Raw genomic sequence first — 15,813 nt, forward strand, 5'->3', positions numbered from 1 at the left:
GTTGCGAAGGCGAGGGCGCTAGCACCCCCAGATGACAGTTGCGCGTCGCCGGAGACCTTAGTCCTCGACCTCGATGATGCCCTCTACCTCCACGGCGGCACCGAGCGGAAGGGCGACCATGCCGATGGCAGAGCGGGCGTGCTTGCCCTTGTCGCCCAGGACGCCGACGATGAGGTTCGACGCGCCGTTGGCGACGAGGTGATGCTCGGCAAAATCGGGGGTCGAGTTCACGAAGACGGTGAGCTTGAGAACCTTCTTGACCCGGGAGAGGTCGATGCCGGCGCTGTGGACGATCTGGCTGAGGAAGTTCACGGCGGCAAGTTCGGCGGCGTTGCCGCCCTGCACGACGTTCATCGTCTCGCCGAGCTTGCCGGCGGCGACACCATTGGCATCGGAGGAAATCTGGCCGGAGACGTAGATGATGTTGCCGGTGCGGGTGATCGGAATGTAGGTCGCAACCGGCGCCTTCGGCTGGGGCAGCTCGTAGCCGTACTCTCGGAGCTTATCGATGGGGCTGGTCATCCTGGTTCTCTTCTTCTTGACTGTCTGCTTGTCTACTGGCGCGAGCCTTGGCCCGGTCATACAGCTTGCCGCGCACCACTGCGTCCCGCCCAAACCGGTCCCGGACCCGATCGATCGCCCGTTCGGCGGCTGCCCTGCGGGCAACGCCTGGCTCGATGAGGTCGACCGGATCGACGCCATCTGCCGCCGAGATGCCGCTCACGCCTATGCCGATCAGACGGAACGCGGTTCCGTCGAGCTCGCGGGCGAGTAGCTGCACGCCGGTTTCGTAGAGCACGTTGGCAAGCTGCGTGGGGATCATCAAGGCCCGAGCGCGGGTGCGCAAGCGAAATCCAGCCGACTTCAGCTTCAGTGTAACGGTATCGCCGACGATGCCCTTGGCCTTCAGCCGCTCCGAAAGCCGCTCGCACAGGGCGAGTAGCTCGGTCGAAAGCTCGTCGAACGATGTGAGGTCGGTGTTGAAGGTCGTCTCGGCCGAAACGGTCTTCATCTGGTCGTCGGTGGAGACAACCCGGGTGTCTTCACCACGCGACAGGCGGGCAAGCCGGGCTCCCGATTCGCCGTAGCGGCGCATCAGGTCGGTGGGATCGGCCTGCTGCAACTGCCCGATCGTGTCGTAGCCATCCCTGTGCAGGGTCTCGGCGAACACCTTGCCGACGCCGAAGATCAGGCTGACGGGCTGGCGAGCGAGAAAGCCCAGGGTCTCGGCCTTTCCGATCACCGCGAAACCGCGGGGCTTGTCGAGGTCCGAGGCGATCTTGGCGAGGAACTTGTTGTGGCTGAGCCCGACCGAGATGGTGACGCCGACCTGCTGCTCGACCTGCCTCGCGAAACGCGCAAGGACCACGGCCGGGCTCGCCCGGTGCAGGGTCCCGGTGCCGGTGAGATCGAGAAAGGCCTCGTCGATCGACAGCGGCTCGACGAGGGGCGTGAGCGCGTCCATCAGGGAGCGAATCTCGCGGCTGACGGACACGTATTTCGCCATGTTAGGCGGGATGACCACTGCATTGGGGCAGAGCTTGTTGGCCTGGAACATCGGCATGGCCGAGCGCACGCCGTACTGGCGGGCGATGTAGCAACAGGTTGAGACCACGCCGCGCGTGCCGCCGCCGATGATCAGCGGCTTGTCCACGAGGCACGGATTGTCCCGTTTTTCCACCGAGGCGTAGAAGGCGTCGCAGTCGACATGGGCGATCGACAGGGCGCCCAGTTCGCCATGAGCGATGATCCGAGGCGAGCCGCAGGCGCGGCAACGGGCGAGAGGCTCGAAGGCCTCCACCGTCGCCGAACAGTCGCGGCAGAGCGAAAGCATGATCAGCCCGAGGGATTGAGCCGGGCCCAGACGCGCATGAAGTCGTCGGGGCCGAAGCCGTTGTTGGCCGCTAGCGAGAGGAGCAGGGCCTCGTTGGTGGCGAAGTAGTCGATGAGGCCGCGGTCGAGCGCGTCGCCCCCGACGGACCGGCGCAGCGCGTCTGGCGAGTAGCCGGTCATGGTCATGAACTCCGCGAGCTGGGCGGGATTCTCCGCCAGGTGATGCAGGCACATTTCGCCGAGCGAGCGGCTGGTGAGTTCTATGGATCTGGGCAAGTTCGGCGGCTCGTTTGGCGCTTTGGTAATCGATTGATGTTACCAGCAAGTTCGGGCAGAACACGAGTGCCCGGCCGACTCCAGGCGGTGGATCGGAGGCCTTATGCCCAAGACTGTGATGATCGTTGAGGACAACGAGCTCAATATGAAGCTCTTCAACGATCTGCTCGAATCTCGCGGATACTCGATCATCCAGACCCGCAACGGGCTGGAGGCGTTGGATCTTGCTCGGGCACACAAGCCGGACCTGATCCTGATGGACATCCAGCTGCCGGAAGTTTCCGGGCTCGTCGTCACCAAGTGGCTCAAGGAAGACGACGAACTGGCGTCGATTCCCGTCATCGCGGTGACCGCCTTCGCCATGAAGGGCGACGAGGAGAGGATTCTCCAGGGCGGATGCGAGGGCTACATCTCCAAACCCATCTCGGTGCCTCACTTTTTGGAAACGATTGCCCATTACATTGGACCAGCCAACTAGCTGGCAAACGGGCAGATTTCCTCAAATCGCGGGGGTTGAGGTCTTTGACGGCGCGGGTGCTGATCGTCGACGATATTCCAACGAATGTGCGCCTCCTCGAGGCGCGGCTTTCGGCTGAGTATTTCGACGTCGTTACCGCGTCGAACGGCAAGGACGCGCTGGCCATATGCGCCGAGGGCGATATCGACATCGTCCTGCTCGACGTGATGATGCCCGAGATGGACGGCTTCGAGGTCTGTGCGCGGCTCAAGGCCGACCGCGCGACCAGCCATATTCCGGTGCTGATGGTGACGGCGCTCGATCAGCCGTCGGATCGTGTCCGTGGCCTCGAGGCCGGGGCGGACGACTTCATCACCAAGCCCGTGGACGATGTGCAACTGATGGCGCGGGTGAAGAGCCTTGTGCGCCTCAAGGCCCTGACCGACGAGCTCCGGGCGCGTGCCAGCACCGGGCAGGACATCGCGATGGAAGATGCCACCCGGGCGTTGGACACGGTCGACCACGAGGATGGCCGGATCCTGCTGGTGGATACCGATGTGCGGCATGCCGAGCGGATCCGTGGCTACCTGTCGGCTAACAACCGCGTGGACGTCCTGGGTGATCCGAGCGATGCCGCGCTGGCGGTGAGCGGCGGGGATTACGAGCTGGCCCTGGTTTCGATGGCGCTGGGCGACTTCGATCCGCTGCGGGTCTGCTCGCAGATGCGGACGGCCGAGCAGACGCGGACGCTGCCGATCATCCTGATTGCCGAGGAGGATGATCGCGCGCGGGTGGTGCGCGGGCTCGACCTCGGCGTCAACGACTTCATCATGCGGCCGGTCGAGCGCAACGAACTCGTGGCGCGCATCCGGACCCAGATTCGACGGCAGCGTTATGCGGTGGAGTTGCGCCAGAGCGTGACCAACACGCTTGCGCTGGCGGTGATCGACGAACTCACCGGGCTCTACAATCGCCGCTATTTCGACCGGCATTTGTCGATCATGCTATCGAAGTCGCAGCAGCAGCACCGCGACATGGCGGTGATGCTGATCGACATGGACTACTTCAAGATGGTTAACGACACGCACGGTCACGACACCGGCGATGCTGTTCTGCGTCAGTTCTCCGACCGGCTACGCCGCAACATCCGCGGTGTGGACCTGGCCTGCCGATTCGGCGGCGAGGAGTTCGTGGTGCTGATGCCCGATACCGACTTCAGGCAGGCGCAGGGCGTTGCCGAGCGTGTGCGCAATGCGGTCGCCGAGAAGAACTTCGAGGGCGGGAATGGCCGTCCGCTGGGCGTTACGGTGTCGATCGGCCTGGCGCTCAACGAGCGCGGCAGCGATACGCCGGAGGTGCTGCTGAAGCGCGCGGACGTGGCGCTGTACCGGGCGAAGCGGGAAGGCCGCAATCGCGTCGTGTACGACGCGGCGTAGTTGACCCAGCCTGCGTCGGTCAAAAATCGCACCGGTTAAGGTTAAGGGTTAGTAACGTTGTTGGACGAGCTATTTGATTAGCCGCAAGAAAGCGTTAAGTTAGCTCTACCAGACACGCCGACACCCGGTGTCAGCAGTCACCCCTACGGTTCTCCTCAGGTCCGCCGCAACTCCTGGGTCCGTAGGGCGGCTGGTCCGCAGTGGACAAGAGTGGCCTCTTCGACATGCCGCTGCGGACCAGCCATCTTCTTCAGGAACGCCCGTCCCTATACAGGGGCGGGCGTTTTCCATTCGTGATGCCGAAAACGAAAAGCCCCGCGCGAGGGCGGGGCTCTTTGAAGGCGTCGGAAAACCCGATCCTACTTGATCTTGGCTTCCTTGAACTCGACGTGCTTGCGCACGACGGGATCGTACTTCTTGAACGAGAGCTTCTCGGTCTGCGTACGCGAGTTCTTCTTGGTGACGTAGTAGTAGCCGGTGTCAGCGGTCGACACGAGCTTGATCTTGAGAGATACGGCTTTGGCCATGGTTCAGGTTCCTTGAAACGGCTTGCCGCGCGAGTAACGCGCGGCACTGAATTCACGCGGGCCAGGGGGCCGCTCAAATTTGGCCGGAACCTACGGATTTTCGGCCGGTTGTCAAGGCGATATCCTGAGGCACGGCGGGGGCAAAGGCCAAGCCGGGTCGACGGCTGGCGAACGTCGGAGCCTAGGAATCGTGGCGGTCGTGGTCCGTCCGGCTCGCGTCGAACCCGTGCATGCGGGTGGCCCACTGCAGCCCAACCACTCCGCCCTTGATGGAAGGCAGCATGATGAGGGGCAGGATGATCGCAGCGGGAATCATCGTCCAGACGTAGAGCATCGGATCGGATGGTCCTGACATCTCGGCATGGAGCATCCAGCCGACGAGCACGTGGCCGACGATGAAGATGGCGATGTAGGGCGGGAAGTCGTCAGCGCGTGCTGCGGTGAAATCGAGGCCGCAGTTCGAGCACGCCTCGTTCAGCTTCAAGTAGGAGCGAAAGAGCTTGCCCTTGCCGCAGCTGGGGCATCGGCAGGCCATGCCATTGCCGATAGCCTTCCACAGCGGACGACGCTCACGATAAGTCTCAACCTGAACAGCCATTGGCCGACTATCTCTTCCTTTTGGCGGGCTTGCGATGGGCGCCTGCCTTGCCTCGAGGGGTAGATGGCCCCCTGCGGCCGCGCTTGCCAGATGACGGAACGCCGCGGGCGCCTTCGCTCAGGAGCTCGAAGCGCAGGGCCCCGGCGATCGGGGCCGCTTCGAGCAGGCGAACTTCGACGTCGTCGCCGATGCGGAACGTCTCACCGGTCCGGTCGCCGACCATGGCCTGCATCTCTTCGACGAAGCGGTAGTAGTCGGCGCCCAGCGTTGATGCAGGAATGAAGCCGTCGGCGCCGGTGTCCTTGAGGCGGACGAACAGGCCGGAGCGGGTGACGCCCGAGATGCGGCCCTGGAAGCGGGCGTTGACGTGGGCGGACAGGAACTGGGCCAGCAGCCGGTCGATCGTTTCGCGCTCGGCGAGCATGGCCCGCCGCTCGGTCGACGAGATGTGCTCGGCAATGCCCGGGAGCCTAGTGATCTCGCTGTCGGTGAGGCCGTCCTTGCCGAGGCTCAGCGCGCTGATCAGGGCACGGTGCACGATCAGGTCGGCATAGCGGCGGATCGGCGAGGTGAAGTGGGCGTAGCGATCGAGGTTGAGGCCGAAATGGCCGTAGTTCTCGGCCGCGTACTCGGCCTGCGCCTGGGTGCGGAGGACGATCTCGGAGACCTGCTGGATCTTGCCCTCGGTGCGCGCCTTGTCGAGGATGCGGTTGAAGTCGACTGGCCGAACGGCATCCGACTTCGGCGCCGGCAGCGACAGCGAGGACAGGAAGTCGCGCAGGGCGACCAGCTTCTCCTGGCTGGGGACGTCGTGCACCCGGTAGAGCAGGGCGCTCTTGTGCTTCTCCAGCGTCTCCGCGGCCGCGACATTGGCCGCGATCATCATCTCCTCGATGAGCCGGTGCGCTTCCAGCCGCTCGGGGACCTTCACGTCGACGACCATGCCGGCCTTGTCGAGGATGATCTTGCGCTCGGGGAGATCGAGATCGAGCGGGCCACGGGCGTCACGCGCCTGTGCCATGACGGCGTAGGCCGCCCAGAGGGGGCGCAGGATGGTGTCGAGGATCGGGCCGGTCTTGTCGTCGGGCTTGCCGTCGATCGCCGCCTGGGCCTGCTGGTAGCTGAGCTTGGCGGCCGAGCGGAACAGCACGCGGTGGAAGGTGTGGCTGCGCTTCCGGCCGGTCTTGTCGAAGACCATGCGGACGGCGAGCGAGGGGCGGTTCTCGCCCTCGCGCAGCGAGCAGAGGTCGTTGGAGATGCGCTCGGGCAGCATCGGCACCACGCGGTCCGGGAAATAGACCGAGTTGCCGCGGATGTAGGCCTCGCGATCGAGTGCCGTGCCCGGGCGGACGTAGGCGGCGACGTCGGCGATGGCGACGTAGACGATATGGCCGTCCACGTTACCGGGGTCGGCGTCCGGCTCGGCATAGACAGCGTCGTCGTGGTCCTTGGCGTCGACCGGATCGATCGTCACGAGCGGGATGTGGCGCCAGTCCTCGCGGCCCTTGAGCGAGACATCCGTGGCCTCCTCGGCTTCCTTGGTGACGGAAGCGGGGAAGCGGTAGGGGATATCGAGGTTGTGGATCGCGATCATCGAGACCGCGCCTTCGGATTCGGGATTGCCGATGACCGAGCTGACCCGCGCCTTGGGGATCATGAGGCGGCCGGCGAACTTCACCTCCACCTCGACGAGGTCGCCGTCGCGCGCGTCGCCCAGGTCGCCGCCGTCGATGCGCATCTCGCGCTGCTTGCGGTCGACGGGGATGAGGCGGGCGCCGCCCTCGTCCATGCGCACGATGCCGATCTGGCCGCGGCGCGGCTTGTCGAGGATCTTCATGGTGCGGGCGGTGTAGTGGGGCACTTCGCCCTCGCCGGCATCGATTCGGGCGAGGATGCGGTCGCCAGGCGCCGGGACAACGCGGGCGTCCTTCGGCTGCCTCACCTCGACCCGGGGCGGGGTGCCTTCCTCGTCGTTCCACTGGGCCGGGAAGGCGTGGAGATTGTCGGGGTCGGCGTCTGCTGCGATGTCGAGGACGGTGACGGCGGGGAGGGCGGCGGTGCGCCGGATCTGCTTGCGGCTGCGGGCGATGAAGCCCTCGCCTTCCATCTGCTTGAGCAGCACCTTGAACGGGGTGCGCATGTCGCCGTGAACGCCGAAATGGCGCGCAAGGTCGCGCTTGCCGTCAAGGTCGGGGTTCTCGGCCATCGCCTGGAGGATGGCCTCGCGGGAGGGTAGCTCGCCAATGGCGAACTGCCGCGGGGTTTTGGTTTTGGTTGGTTTGGTTCTCTGAGCCATGTTCACTCTTGGAGCCGCGCCGCACAGTGGCGGGGGCTCCGTTCAGGTGGAGGCTCCGAGAAACAGAGGTTCCCGCGGTTGCGGGAATGGCCCTGCGGGATGGTCAGGCCTCCACGGACTTTGATTTCGGTGCGGCTTTCTTGGCCGCTGGTTTCTTGGTCGCCGGTTTCTTTGCCGCCGCCTTCTTGGCCGGTGCCTTCTTGGCACCTGCGCTGCGCGACGAGGATTTCTTTGCTGCCGAAGCCCCACCCTTGGCCGCGATAAACTCGATGGCCTGTTCGAGAGTGACGTCTTCGGGTTTCAACTCCTTGGGCAGCGTGGCGTTCACTTTGCCCTGATTCACATACGGACCATAGCGCCCGGCGCGAACCGTGATCGGCCCGTCGGCATGCTCGAAGGTCTGGATGGCAGCGGGTGCCGAGCGGCTGCCCCGGGCGAAGCGCCCGCCGCCTGCTGCCTTCTCGGCGAGGAGGTCGACGGCGCGGTTGAGGCCGACCGTAAACACTTCCTCGACATCGGGGAGATTGGCGTAGACGCCATCGTGCAGGATGAACGGCCCGTACCGGCCGAGGCCGGCGGTGATCGGCTTGCCCGTTTCCGGGTGGTCGCCGACGGGGCGGGGAAGGGCGAGGAGCTGGAGCGCCTTCTCGAGTGTGACACTGTCCGGAGTCCAGCCTTTCGGCAGAGAAGAACGCTTGGGTTCCGCTCCATCGCCCAACTGCACATATGGGCCGAAACGGCCGGTTTTCAAGGCGACCTCGAGTCCGCTCTCGGGATCGGTGCCAATGATGCCGTCCCCAGTGCCGGCTTCGGCGGCGCCCGTGGCGGCGTCAGAGAGCTGCATGGTGTAGCGGCATTCGGGATAGTTCGAGCAGCCGATGAAGGCGCCGAACTTGCCGAGCTTGAGCGAGAGCTGGCCGGTGCCGCAGTTGGGGCAGCGACGTGGATCGGATCCGTCGGCCCTGGCGGGGAAAATGTGGTCGGACAGCAGGTCGTTGAGGGCGTCGAGCACCTCGGAGACGCGCAGGTCCTTGATCTCCTCGACATGCGACTGGAACTCCTTCCAGAAGTCGCGGAGGACGTCCTTCCAGGCGAGCTTGCCGTCGGAGATGAGGTCGAGCTGCTCTTCTAGGCTGGCGGTGAAGCCGTACTCGACATAGCGGTTGAAGAAGCTCTCGAGGAAGGCCGTGACGATGCGGCCGCGGTCCTCGGGGACGAGGGCGCGCTTCTCGACGCGCACGTAGTTGCGGTCCTGGAGGACTGTGACCGTGGCCGCATAGGTCGAAGGGCGGCCGATGCCGATCTCTTCCATCTTCTTGATGAGGCTGGCTTCGGTGTAGCGCGGCGGCGGCTGGGTGAAGTGCTGCTCGATCAGCGCTTCTTCCAGCTTGGGGCGATCGCCGACATTGAGCGGGGGGAGTTCGCGGCTGTCCTCGTCTTCCTCGGCGTTCGGGTCGCGGTCCTCCTTGGCTTCGACGCCATAGAGGGCGAGGAAGCCGGGGAAGGTGACGACGGAGCCGACCGCGCGCAGCGCGATGTCACGGCTGGTTGCGAAGACGGAGATGTCGGCGGTGGTGCGCTCGATCTCGGCCGAGCGCATCTGGCTGGCGAGCGTGCGCTTCCAGATGAGTTCGTAGAGCCGGTGCCGGTCGGCGTCGCCGCGCAGCGTGTCCGGATGGCGGAACATGTCGGTGGGGCGGATCGCCTCGTGCGCTTCCTGGGCGTTCTTGGCCTTGGTCGAATAGACGCGCGGCTTTTCGGGCAGGTAGTCGGCGCCGAAGTTCTTGACGATAGCGCGGCGCGCCTGGTCGATGCCCTCGGGCGCCATCTGCACGGCGTCCGTTCGCATGTAGGTGATGATGCCGTCCTCGTAGAGGCGCTGGGCGATCTGCATCGTACGGGCCGGCGCAAAGCCGAGGCGGGAGGATGCGTCCTGCTGCAGGCTGGACGTGCTGAACGGCGGGTACGGGTTGCGCCTGGTAGGCTTCTTGTCGACGGCGGCGATGGAGAAGGTGCCGGCCTCGATGGCCGCCTTCAGGGCCTCGGCGTCGGCAGCGTTGCCGACGTCGAGCTTGTCGGTCTTCTTGCCGTCGACGGAATAGAGCCGCGCTTCGAAGCTGCGGCCCTTTTCGTTCAGGCGGGCGCCGATGGACCAGTATTCCTGGGCGCGGAACTTCTCGATCTCCGACTCGCGGTCGCAGACGATGCGCAGGGCCACGGACTGCACGCGGCCGGCGGAGCGGGAACCGGGGAGCTTGCGCCAGAGGACGGGCGAGAGGGTGAAGCCGACGAGGTAATCCAGTGCGCGGCGGGCGAGATAAGCCTCGACCAGCGGCTCGTCGATTTCGCGCGGATTGCGCATCGCCTCGGTGACGGCGTCCTTGGTGATGGCGTTGAAGACGACGCGCCGGACAGGTTTGTCCTTAAGGAGTTTTTTCTGCCGGAGGACATCGAGCACGTGCCAGCTGATCGCCTCGCCCTCGCGATCAGGGTCGGTGGCGAGGATGAGTTCGTCGGCGTTCTTGAGGGCGTTGCCGATGTCGGTGAGGCGCTTCTTGGAGGCCGTATCGACCTCCCAGCTCATGGCAAAGTCCTCGTCGGGCAGGACAGAACCGTCCTTGGCCGGCAAATCGCGGACATGGCCAAAACTGGCCATCACCTCGTAGTCCTTGCCAAGGTACGAGCTGATCGTCTTGATTTTATTGGGACTTTCAACGACGACGAGCTTCATAGTCCAGCTTTCGGAGTGGCATTCGAACGCGGCGCAACATGGTGAAGCGCTTTGGGGCTGTCAACCGGGCGGCCGGAGCGAGCGGACATTCCCCTACGGGGAAGAAGAATGTGAATGGTGGCGCTTCTGCCGGAAGCTAGGGGCGAAGGGCCACGAGCTGTCCGCTGGACCACTCGATCCGGCCGTCGAGATCAAGCTCAAGCAGCATGGTCTGAACCCGACTGATTGCGATTCCGGTCGTGCGGATGATGTCGTCGATCGCGACGGGCGTCAGGCTCAGGGCCTCCAGAAGTCGGGAACGTTCGTCGGCCGACGGAGGAATGGCGTCGAAGCCGTCGCCGTCGGGAAGCCAGTCGGGCTCGAGCAGGCTTGCGCGGGAAGGATCCGCCTCGCGCAAGGATTCGATGATGTCGGCTGCACCGGTGATGAGCTTGGCGCCCTGCTGGATCAGTGCGTTGCCGCCCTCTGCCCGCGGATCGAGGGGCGAGCCCGGTACGGCGAAGACTTCGCGATTCTGCTCGAGGGCGAGCCGGGCGGTGATCAGCGAGCCGGAGCGCTTGGCCGCCTCAACCACTACGGTGCCCAGCGTCAGGCCGGAGACAAGGCGGTTGCGGCGCGGAAAGTCGCGGGCGCGGGGCTCCCAGCCAAGCGGCATCTCGGTGAGGAGGACGCCGCCGCCGGCGACGATATCGCGGGCCAGGGGAATGTTCTCGTCGGGGTAGATGTGGTCGAGGCCACCGGCAAGGACGGCTACGGTGCCGGTGCGGAGCGAGGCACGATGGGCGGCGGCGTCGATGCCGCGGGCGAGGCCGGAGACGATCGTGTAGCCGGCGTCACCGAGATCGGCGGCGAGCATCTGGGCGAACTTCTGTCCCGCGGTCGACGCGTTGCGGGCGCCGACGATGGAGACCGAGCGCCACCACTCGATGTTTTCGCCGCCGACGATGGTGATGATCGGTGGTGCGCCGGAGATGTAGCGGAGCAGGGACGGGTAGTCGGGCTCACCCGAACCGACGACGCGGCCGCCGAGTCTCGCGGCGCCGGCGATCTCGTCTTCGGCAGCGGTGATCGAGGGGATTCGGGCGGCGGTGCCGGCGCGGCGGATAAGCGAGGGCAGGGCTTCCAGTGCCGCCTCGGCCGAGCCCTCGCGGTTGATGAGCTGGCGGAAGGTCTGGGGACCGATATTGTCGGTACGGATGAGCCGCAGCCAAGCGACCCTCTGCGACGGCGTCAGTTCGATGCCGTCGCTCGCCATGGATCAGCTGCTCTTTTTCTCGGAGCCGATCTTGGGCTCAGTGCCATCCCAGAGGCGGCGGATGTTGGCCCAGTGCTTGTAGTAGAGCACGAGGCTCATGAGCCCGCAGGCCGACGCGAAGAGCAGCGCATGCCCCTCATTGGCCGCGAGGCCATAGGCGAAGAGTGGCGCGGTGGCCGCGGCGGTGAGGGCGGCGAGGGAGGAGAACTTGCGGCCGAAGGCGACGATCAGCCAGACGCCACAGAAGACGAGGCCGACGATCCAGTTCCAGGCCAGCAGGACGCCGATATAGGTCGCGACGCCCTTGCCGCCCTTGAAGCCGAGCCAGATCGGGAAGACGTGGCCGAAGAAGGCGGCGATGCCGGCGGTGTAGACGATGTAGTAGTCCGACAGCAGGGTTTCCGAACCGGGCGTCGAGATCAGGAACCAGCGGGCGATGAGCACGGCAGCGGCGCCCTTGCCGGCATCGAGCAGCAGGGTGCCGGCAGCAAGCCAACGGTTGCCGGTGCGCAGGACGTTGGTGGCGCCGATATTGCCCGAGCCGATAGACCGGATATCGATGCCGACGGCGCGCGTCAGGAGCAGGCCGAACGGAATCGAGCCCAGCAGATAGCCGATCACGGCAGCGATCAGGTAGTTCATGCGGCAGCCCCCTCCCGGGTCGCAGAATGGCTGAAGACGGGCTTGCCTGCAACGAAGGTGTGCATGACCGCGCCCTGCATGCGAGCGCCCTCGAAGGCGGTGTTGCGCGAACGGGAGCGGAGCTCGCGTTCCTTCACCACCCAGGGGAAGTCGACATCGACGATGATGATGTCGGCGGGCGCACCGATGGCGAGACGGCCGGACTTGAGGCCGAGGATTTCGGCCGGCCGGCTGGTCATGGCGCGGAGGAGGGTGAGCAGGGGCACATCGCCGGAGTGATGGAGGCGGAGGGCCGCCGCGAGCAGGGTCTCGAGCCCGACTGCGCCGTCGGAAGCCTCGGCGAAGGGCTGGCGCTTCACCTCGCTGTCCTGCGGGTCGTGGGCGGAGTGGATGGTGTCGATAGCGCCGGACTTGAGCCCCTCAATCACGGCCTGCCGATCATCCTCGGAGCGGAGCGGCGGCGAGAGCTTGTAGAACGTGCGGTAGGGCGCGACGTCGTTCTCGTTGAGGGCGAGGTTGTTGATCGAGATGCCGGCGGAGATGCTGCGGTTGCGGCGCTTGGCGGCGGCGATGAGCTCGACGGCAGCGCCGGTCGAGATCTGGGCCGCGTGGTAGCGCACGCCGGTGAGGGCGGCGAGCTGGAGGTCGCGGGCGAGAGGGATCGTTTCGGCTTCGATCGGGATGCCCTTCAGGCCCGACACGGTTGCCAGCGTGCCCTCGTTCATCACGCCCTCGCCGACAAGGCTCTGCTCGGCCACATGGTGGATGACCGGCAGGTCGAAATTGGCGGCATAGCTGAAGGCCGAGCGCAACAAGGCGGCCGACTGGATAGAGTGGCGCCCGTCGGTCAGGGCAACTGCACCGGCCTCCTTGAGCAAGCCGAACTCTGTGATTTCCTCGCCCCTGAGGCCGCGCGTAATGGCGGCGGCGGGGAGGATGTTGACCGAGGCGGTGGCGCCGGCGCGGCGGAGGAGGAAGTCGACCAGGGCACCGTCATCGATGACCGGCGTGGTGTCGGGCATGAGGACGAAGCTGGTGACGCCGCCGGCAGCTGCTGCGGCGGCGGCGCTCTGGAGCGTCTCGCGGTATTCGTGGCCGGGTTCGCCGGTGAACACGCGCATGTCGATCAGGCCGGGGGCGACGACCATGCCGCCAGCGTCGTAGTGCTCGGCGCCATCGGGGATGCCCTGGGGGGCGCCGTTGGTGAGGCCGGCGATCTTGCCCTTCTCGACGAGGATGGCGCCCGGCGAGTCGCGGTCGGTGGCCGGATCGACGATGCGGGCGTTGCTGATGACTACGGACTTGCTCATGCTGCGGCCTCGCGGTCGGCCAGCAGGGCGTCGAGGACGGCCATGCGGACGGCGACGCCCATCTCGACCTGCTCGTTGATCACCGAACGCGGGCCGTCGGCGATCGCGGGATCGATCTCGACGCCGCGGTTCATCGGGCCGGGGTGCATGACGATGGCGTCGGGCTTGGCGTAGCTGAGCTTTTCGGCGTCGAGGCCATAGAAGTGGTAGTACTCGCGGATCGAGGGGATCATGCGGCCGCTGGCGCGCTCGTGCTGCAGTCGGAGCATCATCACGACGTCAGCGCCCTCGAGGCCCTTGCGCATGTCGGTGTAGACCTCGGGGGTCAGCGCCTCGATGCCTCTAGGGATGAGGGTGCGCGGCGCGACGACGCGGGTGCGCACCTGCATGGCGCCGAGCAGCAAGAGGTTCGAGCGGGCGACGCGGGAGTTGGCGATGTCACCGCAGATCGCGACGGTGAGGCCTGCGAGGTAGCCCTTGTGCTGGCGGATGGTCAGCGCATCGAGCAGGGCCTGGGTCGGGTGCTCGTGGGCGCCGTCGCCGGCGTTGATGACGGAGCAGCCGACCTTCTGGCTGAGAAGTTCCACCGCACCGGAGGCCCCGTGGCGCACGATGATGACGTCCGGCCGCATGGCGTTGAGCGTCGCGGCGGTATCGATGAGCGTTTCGCCCTTGGCGACCGACGAGGTCTTCACCGACATGTTGGTGACCTGGGCGCCGAGCCGCTTGCCGGCGATCTCGAAGCTCGACTGCGTGCGCGTCGAGTTCTCGAAGAACAGGTTGATCTGTGTCTTGCCGGCCAGCGTCGGCAGGATCTTCCGCTCCTGCCGCGAGATGGGGATCATCGCCTCGGCGCGATCCAGCAGATCAACGATCTCGTACTGATTGAGCTGGCTGATGCCGAGCAGGTGCCGATGGCGGAAAGGGGGTCGCGAGGCCGCCTGGGCGGGGGTGACCGATGCTGGCGAAGAAGTAGCCATGCCGCTCCGTTCCAAATGTTCGCGGGGGTCTACCGCTTGGGGGCGGGACTCGCAAGCGGGCGAGGCAATTATCCCCGCCGCAGCCGCTCGAGTGCGCCCTGCAGGATGTAGCTCGCCGCCAGCTTGTCGACCACCTCGCGGCGCTTGTCGCGGCGGACGTCGGCTTCGATGAGCGTGCGGGTAACGGCAGAGGTGGAGAGACGTTCGTCCCAGAAGGCGATGGGGATGCTGACCTTGGCTGCGAGGTTGCGGGCGAAGGCGCGGGTGGACTGGACACGCGGGCCTTCCGAGCCATCCATGTTGAGAGGCAGGCCAAGGACGAGCCCGACGATCTTGTTCTCGGCAATCAGGTAGAGAAGCCGGTTCGCGTCTTCCGTGAACTTGGTGCGCTTGATCGTTTCGAGGGGAGTGGCCGAGTAGCGCATGCCGTCGGAGACGGCGATGCCAATGGTCTTGGTGCCGAGATCGAGGCCAAGCAGCTTGCCGGTCGGCGGCAGTGCAGAAAGCGGATTGAGATCGGGCTCGGTCAAGCGACTGCCTTTAAAAGAGGGCCAGTTCTGGCTACCTGTGGCCGCCAAAAGAGGCAAGCAATGAAACTCACCTGGTTCGGCGGCACGACGATCCGCATTCATACCGGTGGCTACATACTCGTTGCCGATCCCGCGGGGATTGGCGGGGTGGATTCGGACGAGCTGGTCTCGGGCGCGGACCGGGTCTTCGCACTGGATGGGACTCTGCCGCAGGTCGATCCGGTGGCGTGGCAGCCGGAACGCACCGGCAGCATGCTCAACGAGGCGGTCGGGGTTGCGGTGCATGGGATCACCGGTGGGGTGGTCGTCGCAGCGGCGGGTGAGTCGCCGTTGGTGCTGGCGACCGGCCCCCTGCCGAGGATCGGGCGCTGGGGGCGCGAGGCGGTGGTTGTGGTGTTCGGTGACGGCGCAGACCGGCTGGCTGGAGACGTGCTCGACAAGCTCGGGCCGAAGCTGATTGCGGTTGCCGCTTCCGAAGATGTGGTGGAGCGGACGTTCTCGGCGGTGGGTGGCCGGCTGGACGGGGCGGGACTCACTTCGCTCGAGGCAGGATTGGCGCTGGAAGTTTGATGGTGCCCATCAACGCTTTTCGTTGTTCTCGGCGGCGTTCCGTTGCTAGAACGCGGCAAATCGAGACGTTCGGAGTGAATTGATGTCCGTTGATGCCGCTACCGTGAAGCGAATTGGGCGTCTGGCCCGCATCCGCATCGAAGAGGGCGAGGTCGCAAAGTACCAGGACGAGCTGAACGCCATCCTGGGCTTCGTCGAGCAACTGGGCGAGGTTGACGTGACCGGTGTCGAGCCAATGACTTCGGTGACGCCGATGAAGCTGCGCCAGCGCGAGGACAAGGTGACCGACGGCGGCTACCCCGACAAGATCGTCGCCAACGCACCACTGACCGAAGACAACTTCTTCATGGTGCCCAAGGTCGTCGAGTAACG

16 protein-coding genes are annotated in these 15,813 nt (G+C 65.7%); 4 read left to right on the top strand and 12 right to left on the bottom strand.

Annotation, left to right across the window (positions count from 1 at the left end):
• Window positions 1-57 precede the first annotated feature (57 nt).
• From PRN20_RS20375 to PRN20_RS20385, 3 genes are read right to left on the bottom strand one after another with little or no spacing between them, the layout of a single operon-like run.
• A complete protein-coding gene (locus tag PRN20_RS20375) occupies window positions 58-522 on the bottom strand; it encodes a RidA family protein (RefSeq protein WP_273959470.1) in 465 nt (154 codons plus the stop codon).
• Window positions 503-1,834 (bottom strand): DNA polymerase IV, encoded by a 1,332-nt coding sequence (locus PRN20_RS20380; RefSeq protein WP_273959471.1) that lies wholly within the window; start codon window positions 1,832-1,834, stop codon window positions 503-505. Before PRN20_RS20380 ends, PRN20_RS20375 begins: the two co-directional genes overlap by 20 nt.
• A gap of 2 nt (window positions 1,835-1,836) precedes the next feature.
• Complete coding sequence (locus tag PRN20_RS20385; protein WP_273959472.1) at window positions 1,837-2,109, bottom strand: DUF3572 family protein; 273 nt, start codon at window positions 2,107-2,109, stop codon at window positions 1,837-1,839.
• Window positions 2,110-2,212: 103 nt separating this feature from the next.
• Between PRN20_RS20385 and PRN20_RS20390 the strand changes: the two genes are divergently transcribed.
• Together PRN20_RS20390 and PRN20_RS20395 are read left to right on the top strand one after the other, a co-directional pair.
• Window positions 2,213-2,587, top strand: coding sequence for a response regulator (locus PRN20_RS20390; protein ID WP_273959473.1), 375 nt, complete (start codon window positions 2,213-2,215; stop codon window positions 2,585-2,587).
• Between the two features lie 44 nt (window positions 2,588-2,631).
• Window positions 2,632-4,002, top strand: a complete 1,371-nt coding sequence (locus tag PRN20_RS20395) for a PleD family two-component system response regulator (protein ID WP_273959474.1) — start codon at window positions 2,632-2,634, stop codon at window positions 4,000-4,002.
• A 359-nt stretch (window positions 4,003-4,361) separates the two neighbouring features.
• Here PRN20_RS20395 and rpmG read toward each other — a convergent pair whose 3' ends face one another.
• From rpmG to ruvX, 9 genes are all read right to left on the bottom strand, one after another.
• Entirely contained in the window at window positions 4,362-4,529 is a 168-nt protein-coding gene (gene rpmG, locus PRN20_RS20400; protein ID WP_273959475.1) for a 50S ribosomal protein L33, read from the bottom strand.
• Window positions 4,530-4,710: 181 nt separating this feature from the next.
• On the bottom strand, window positions 4,711-5,127 hold the full coding sequence (locus tag PRN20_RS20405) for a DUF983 domain-containing protein (protein ID WP_273959476.1): 417 nt from the start codon (window positions 5,125-5,127) through the stop codon (window positions 4,711-4,713).
• A 7-nt stretch (window positions 5,128-5,134) separates the two neighbouring features.
• On the bottom strand, window positions 5,135-7,423 hold the full coding sequence (rnr, locus tag PRN20_RS20410) for a ribonuclease R (protein WP_273959477.1): 2,289 nt from the start codon (window positions 7,421-7,423) through the stop codon (window positions 5,135-5,137).
• A gap of 103 nt (window positions 7,424-7,526) precedes the next feature.
• Window positions 7,527-10,154, bottom strand: a complete 2,628-nt coding sequence (gene topA, locus PRN20_RS20415; protein WP_273959478.1) for a type I DNA topoisomerase — start codon at window positions 10,152-10,154, stop codon at window positions 7,527-7,529.
• A gap of 136 nt (window positions 10,155-10,290) precedes the next feature.
• Window positions 10,291-11,409: a DNA-processing protein DprA gene (gene dprA / locus PRN20_RS20420; RefSeq protein WP_273959479.1), complete on the bottom strand. Its 1,119-nt coding sequence runs from the start codon at window positions 11,407-11,409 to the stop codon at window positions 10,291-10,293.
• 3 nt (window positions 11,410-11,412) lie between these two features.
• Window positions 11,413-12,051, bottom strand: a complete 639-nt coding sequence (gene plsY / locus PRN20_RS20425) for a glycerol-3-phosphate 1-O-acyltransferase PlsY (protein ID WP_273959480.1) — start codon at window positions 12,049-12,051, stop codon at window positions 11,413-11,415.
• Window positions 12,048-13,361: a dihydroorotase gene (pyrC, locus tag PRN20_RS20430; RefSeq protein WP_273959481.1), complete on the bottom strand. Its 1,314-nt coding sequence runs from the start codon at window positions 13,359-13,361 to the stop codon at window positions 12,048-12,050. Before pyrC ends, plsY begins: the two co-directional genes overlap by 4 nt.
• Window positions 13,358-14,341 carry an aspartate carbamoyltransferase catalytic subunit gene (locus PRN20_RS20435; RefSeq protein ID WP_273959482.1) on the bottom strand — a complete coding sequence of 328 codons (984 nt, stop codon included), beginning with the start codon at window positions 14,339-14,341 and terminating at the stop codon, window positions 13,358-13,360. Before PRN20_RS20435 ends, pyrC begins: the two co-directional genes overlap by 4 nt.
• Before the next feature lie 68 nt (window positions 14,342-14,409).
• The gene (gene ruvX / locus PRN20_RS20440) at window positions 14,410-14,871 is read right to left on the bottom strand and encodes a Holliday junction resolvase RuvX (protein WP_273959483.1); all 462 of its coding nucleotides are present in this window, start codon (window positions 14,869-14,871) and stop codon (window positions 14,410-14,412) included.
• A gap of 60 nt (window positions 14,872-14,931) precedes the next feature.
• Between ruvX and PRN20_RS20445 the strand changes: the two genes are divergently transcribed.
• Together PRN20_RS20445 and gatC are read left to right on the top strand one after the other, a co-directional pair.
• Window positions 14,932-15,441 (top strand): hypothetical protein, encoded by a 510-nt coding sequence (locus tag PRN20_RS20445; RefSeq protein WP_273959484.1) that lies wholly within the window; start codon window positions 14,932-14,934, stop codon window positions 15,439-15,441.
• A gap of 82 nt (window positions 15,442-15,523) precedes the next feature.
• A complete protein-coding gene (gene gatC / locus PRN20_RS20450) occupies window positions 15,524-15,811 on the top strand; it encodes an Asp-tRNA(Asn)/Glu-tRNA(Gln) amidotransferase subunit GatC (protein WP_273959485.1) in 288 nt (95 codons plus the stop codon).
• Window positions 15,812-15,813 lie beyond the last annotated feature (2 nt).

It is taken from the genome of Devosia sp. ZB163, from assembly GCF_028613635.1.
Taxonomy (GTDB): Bacteria; Pseudomonadota; Alphaproteobacteria; order Rhizobiales; family Devosiaceae; genus Devosia_A.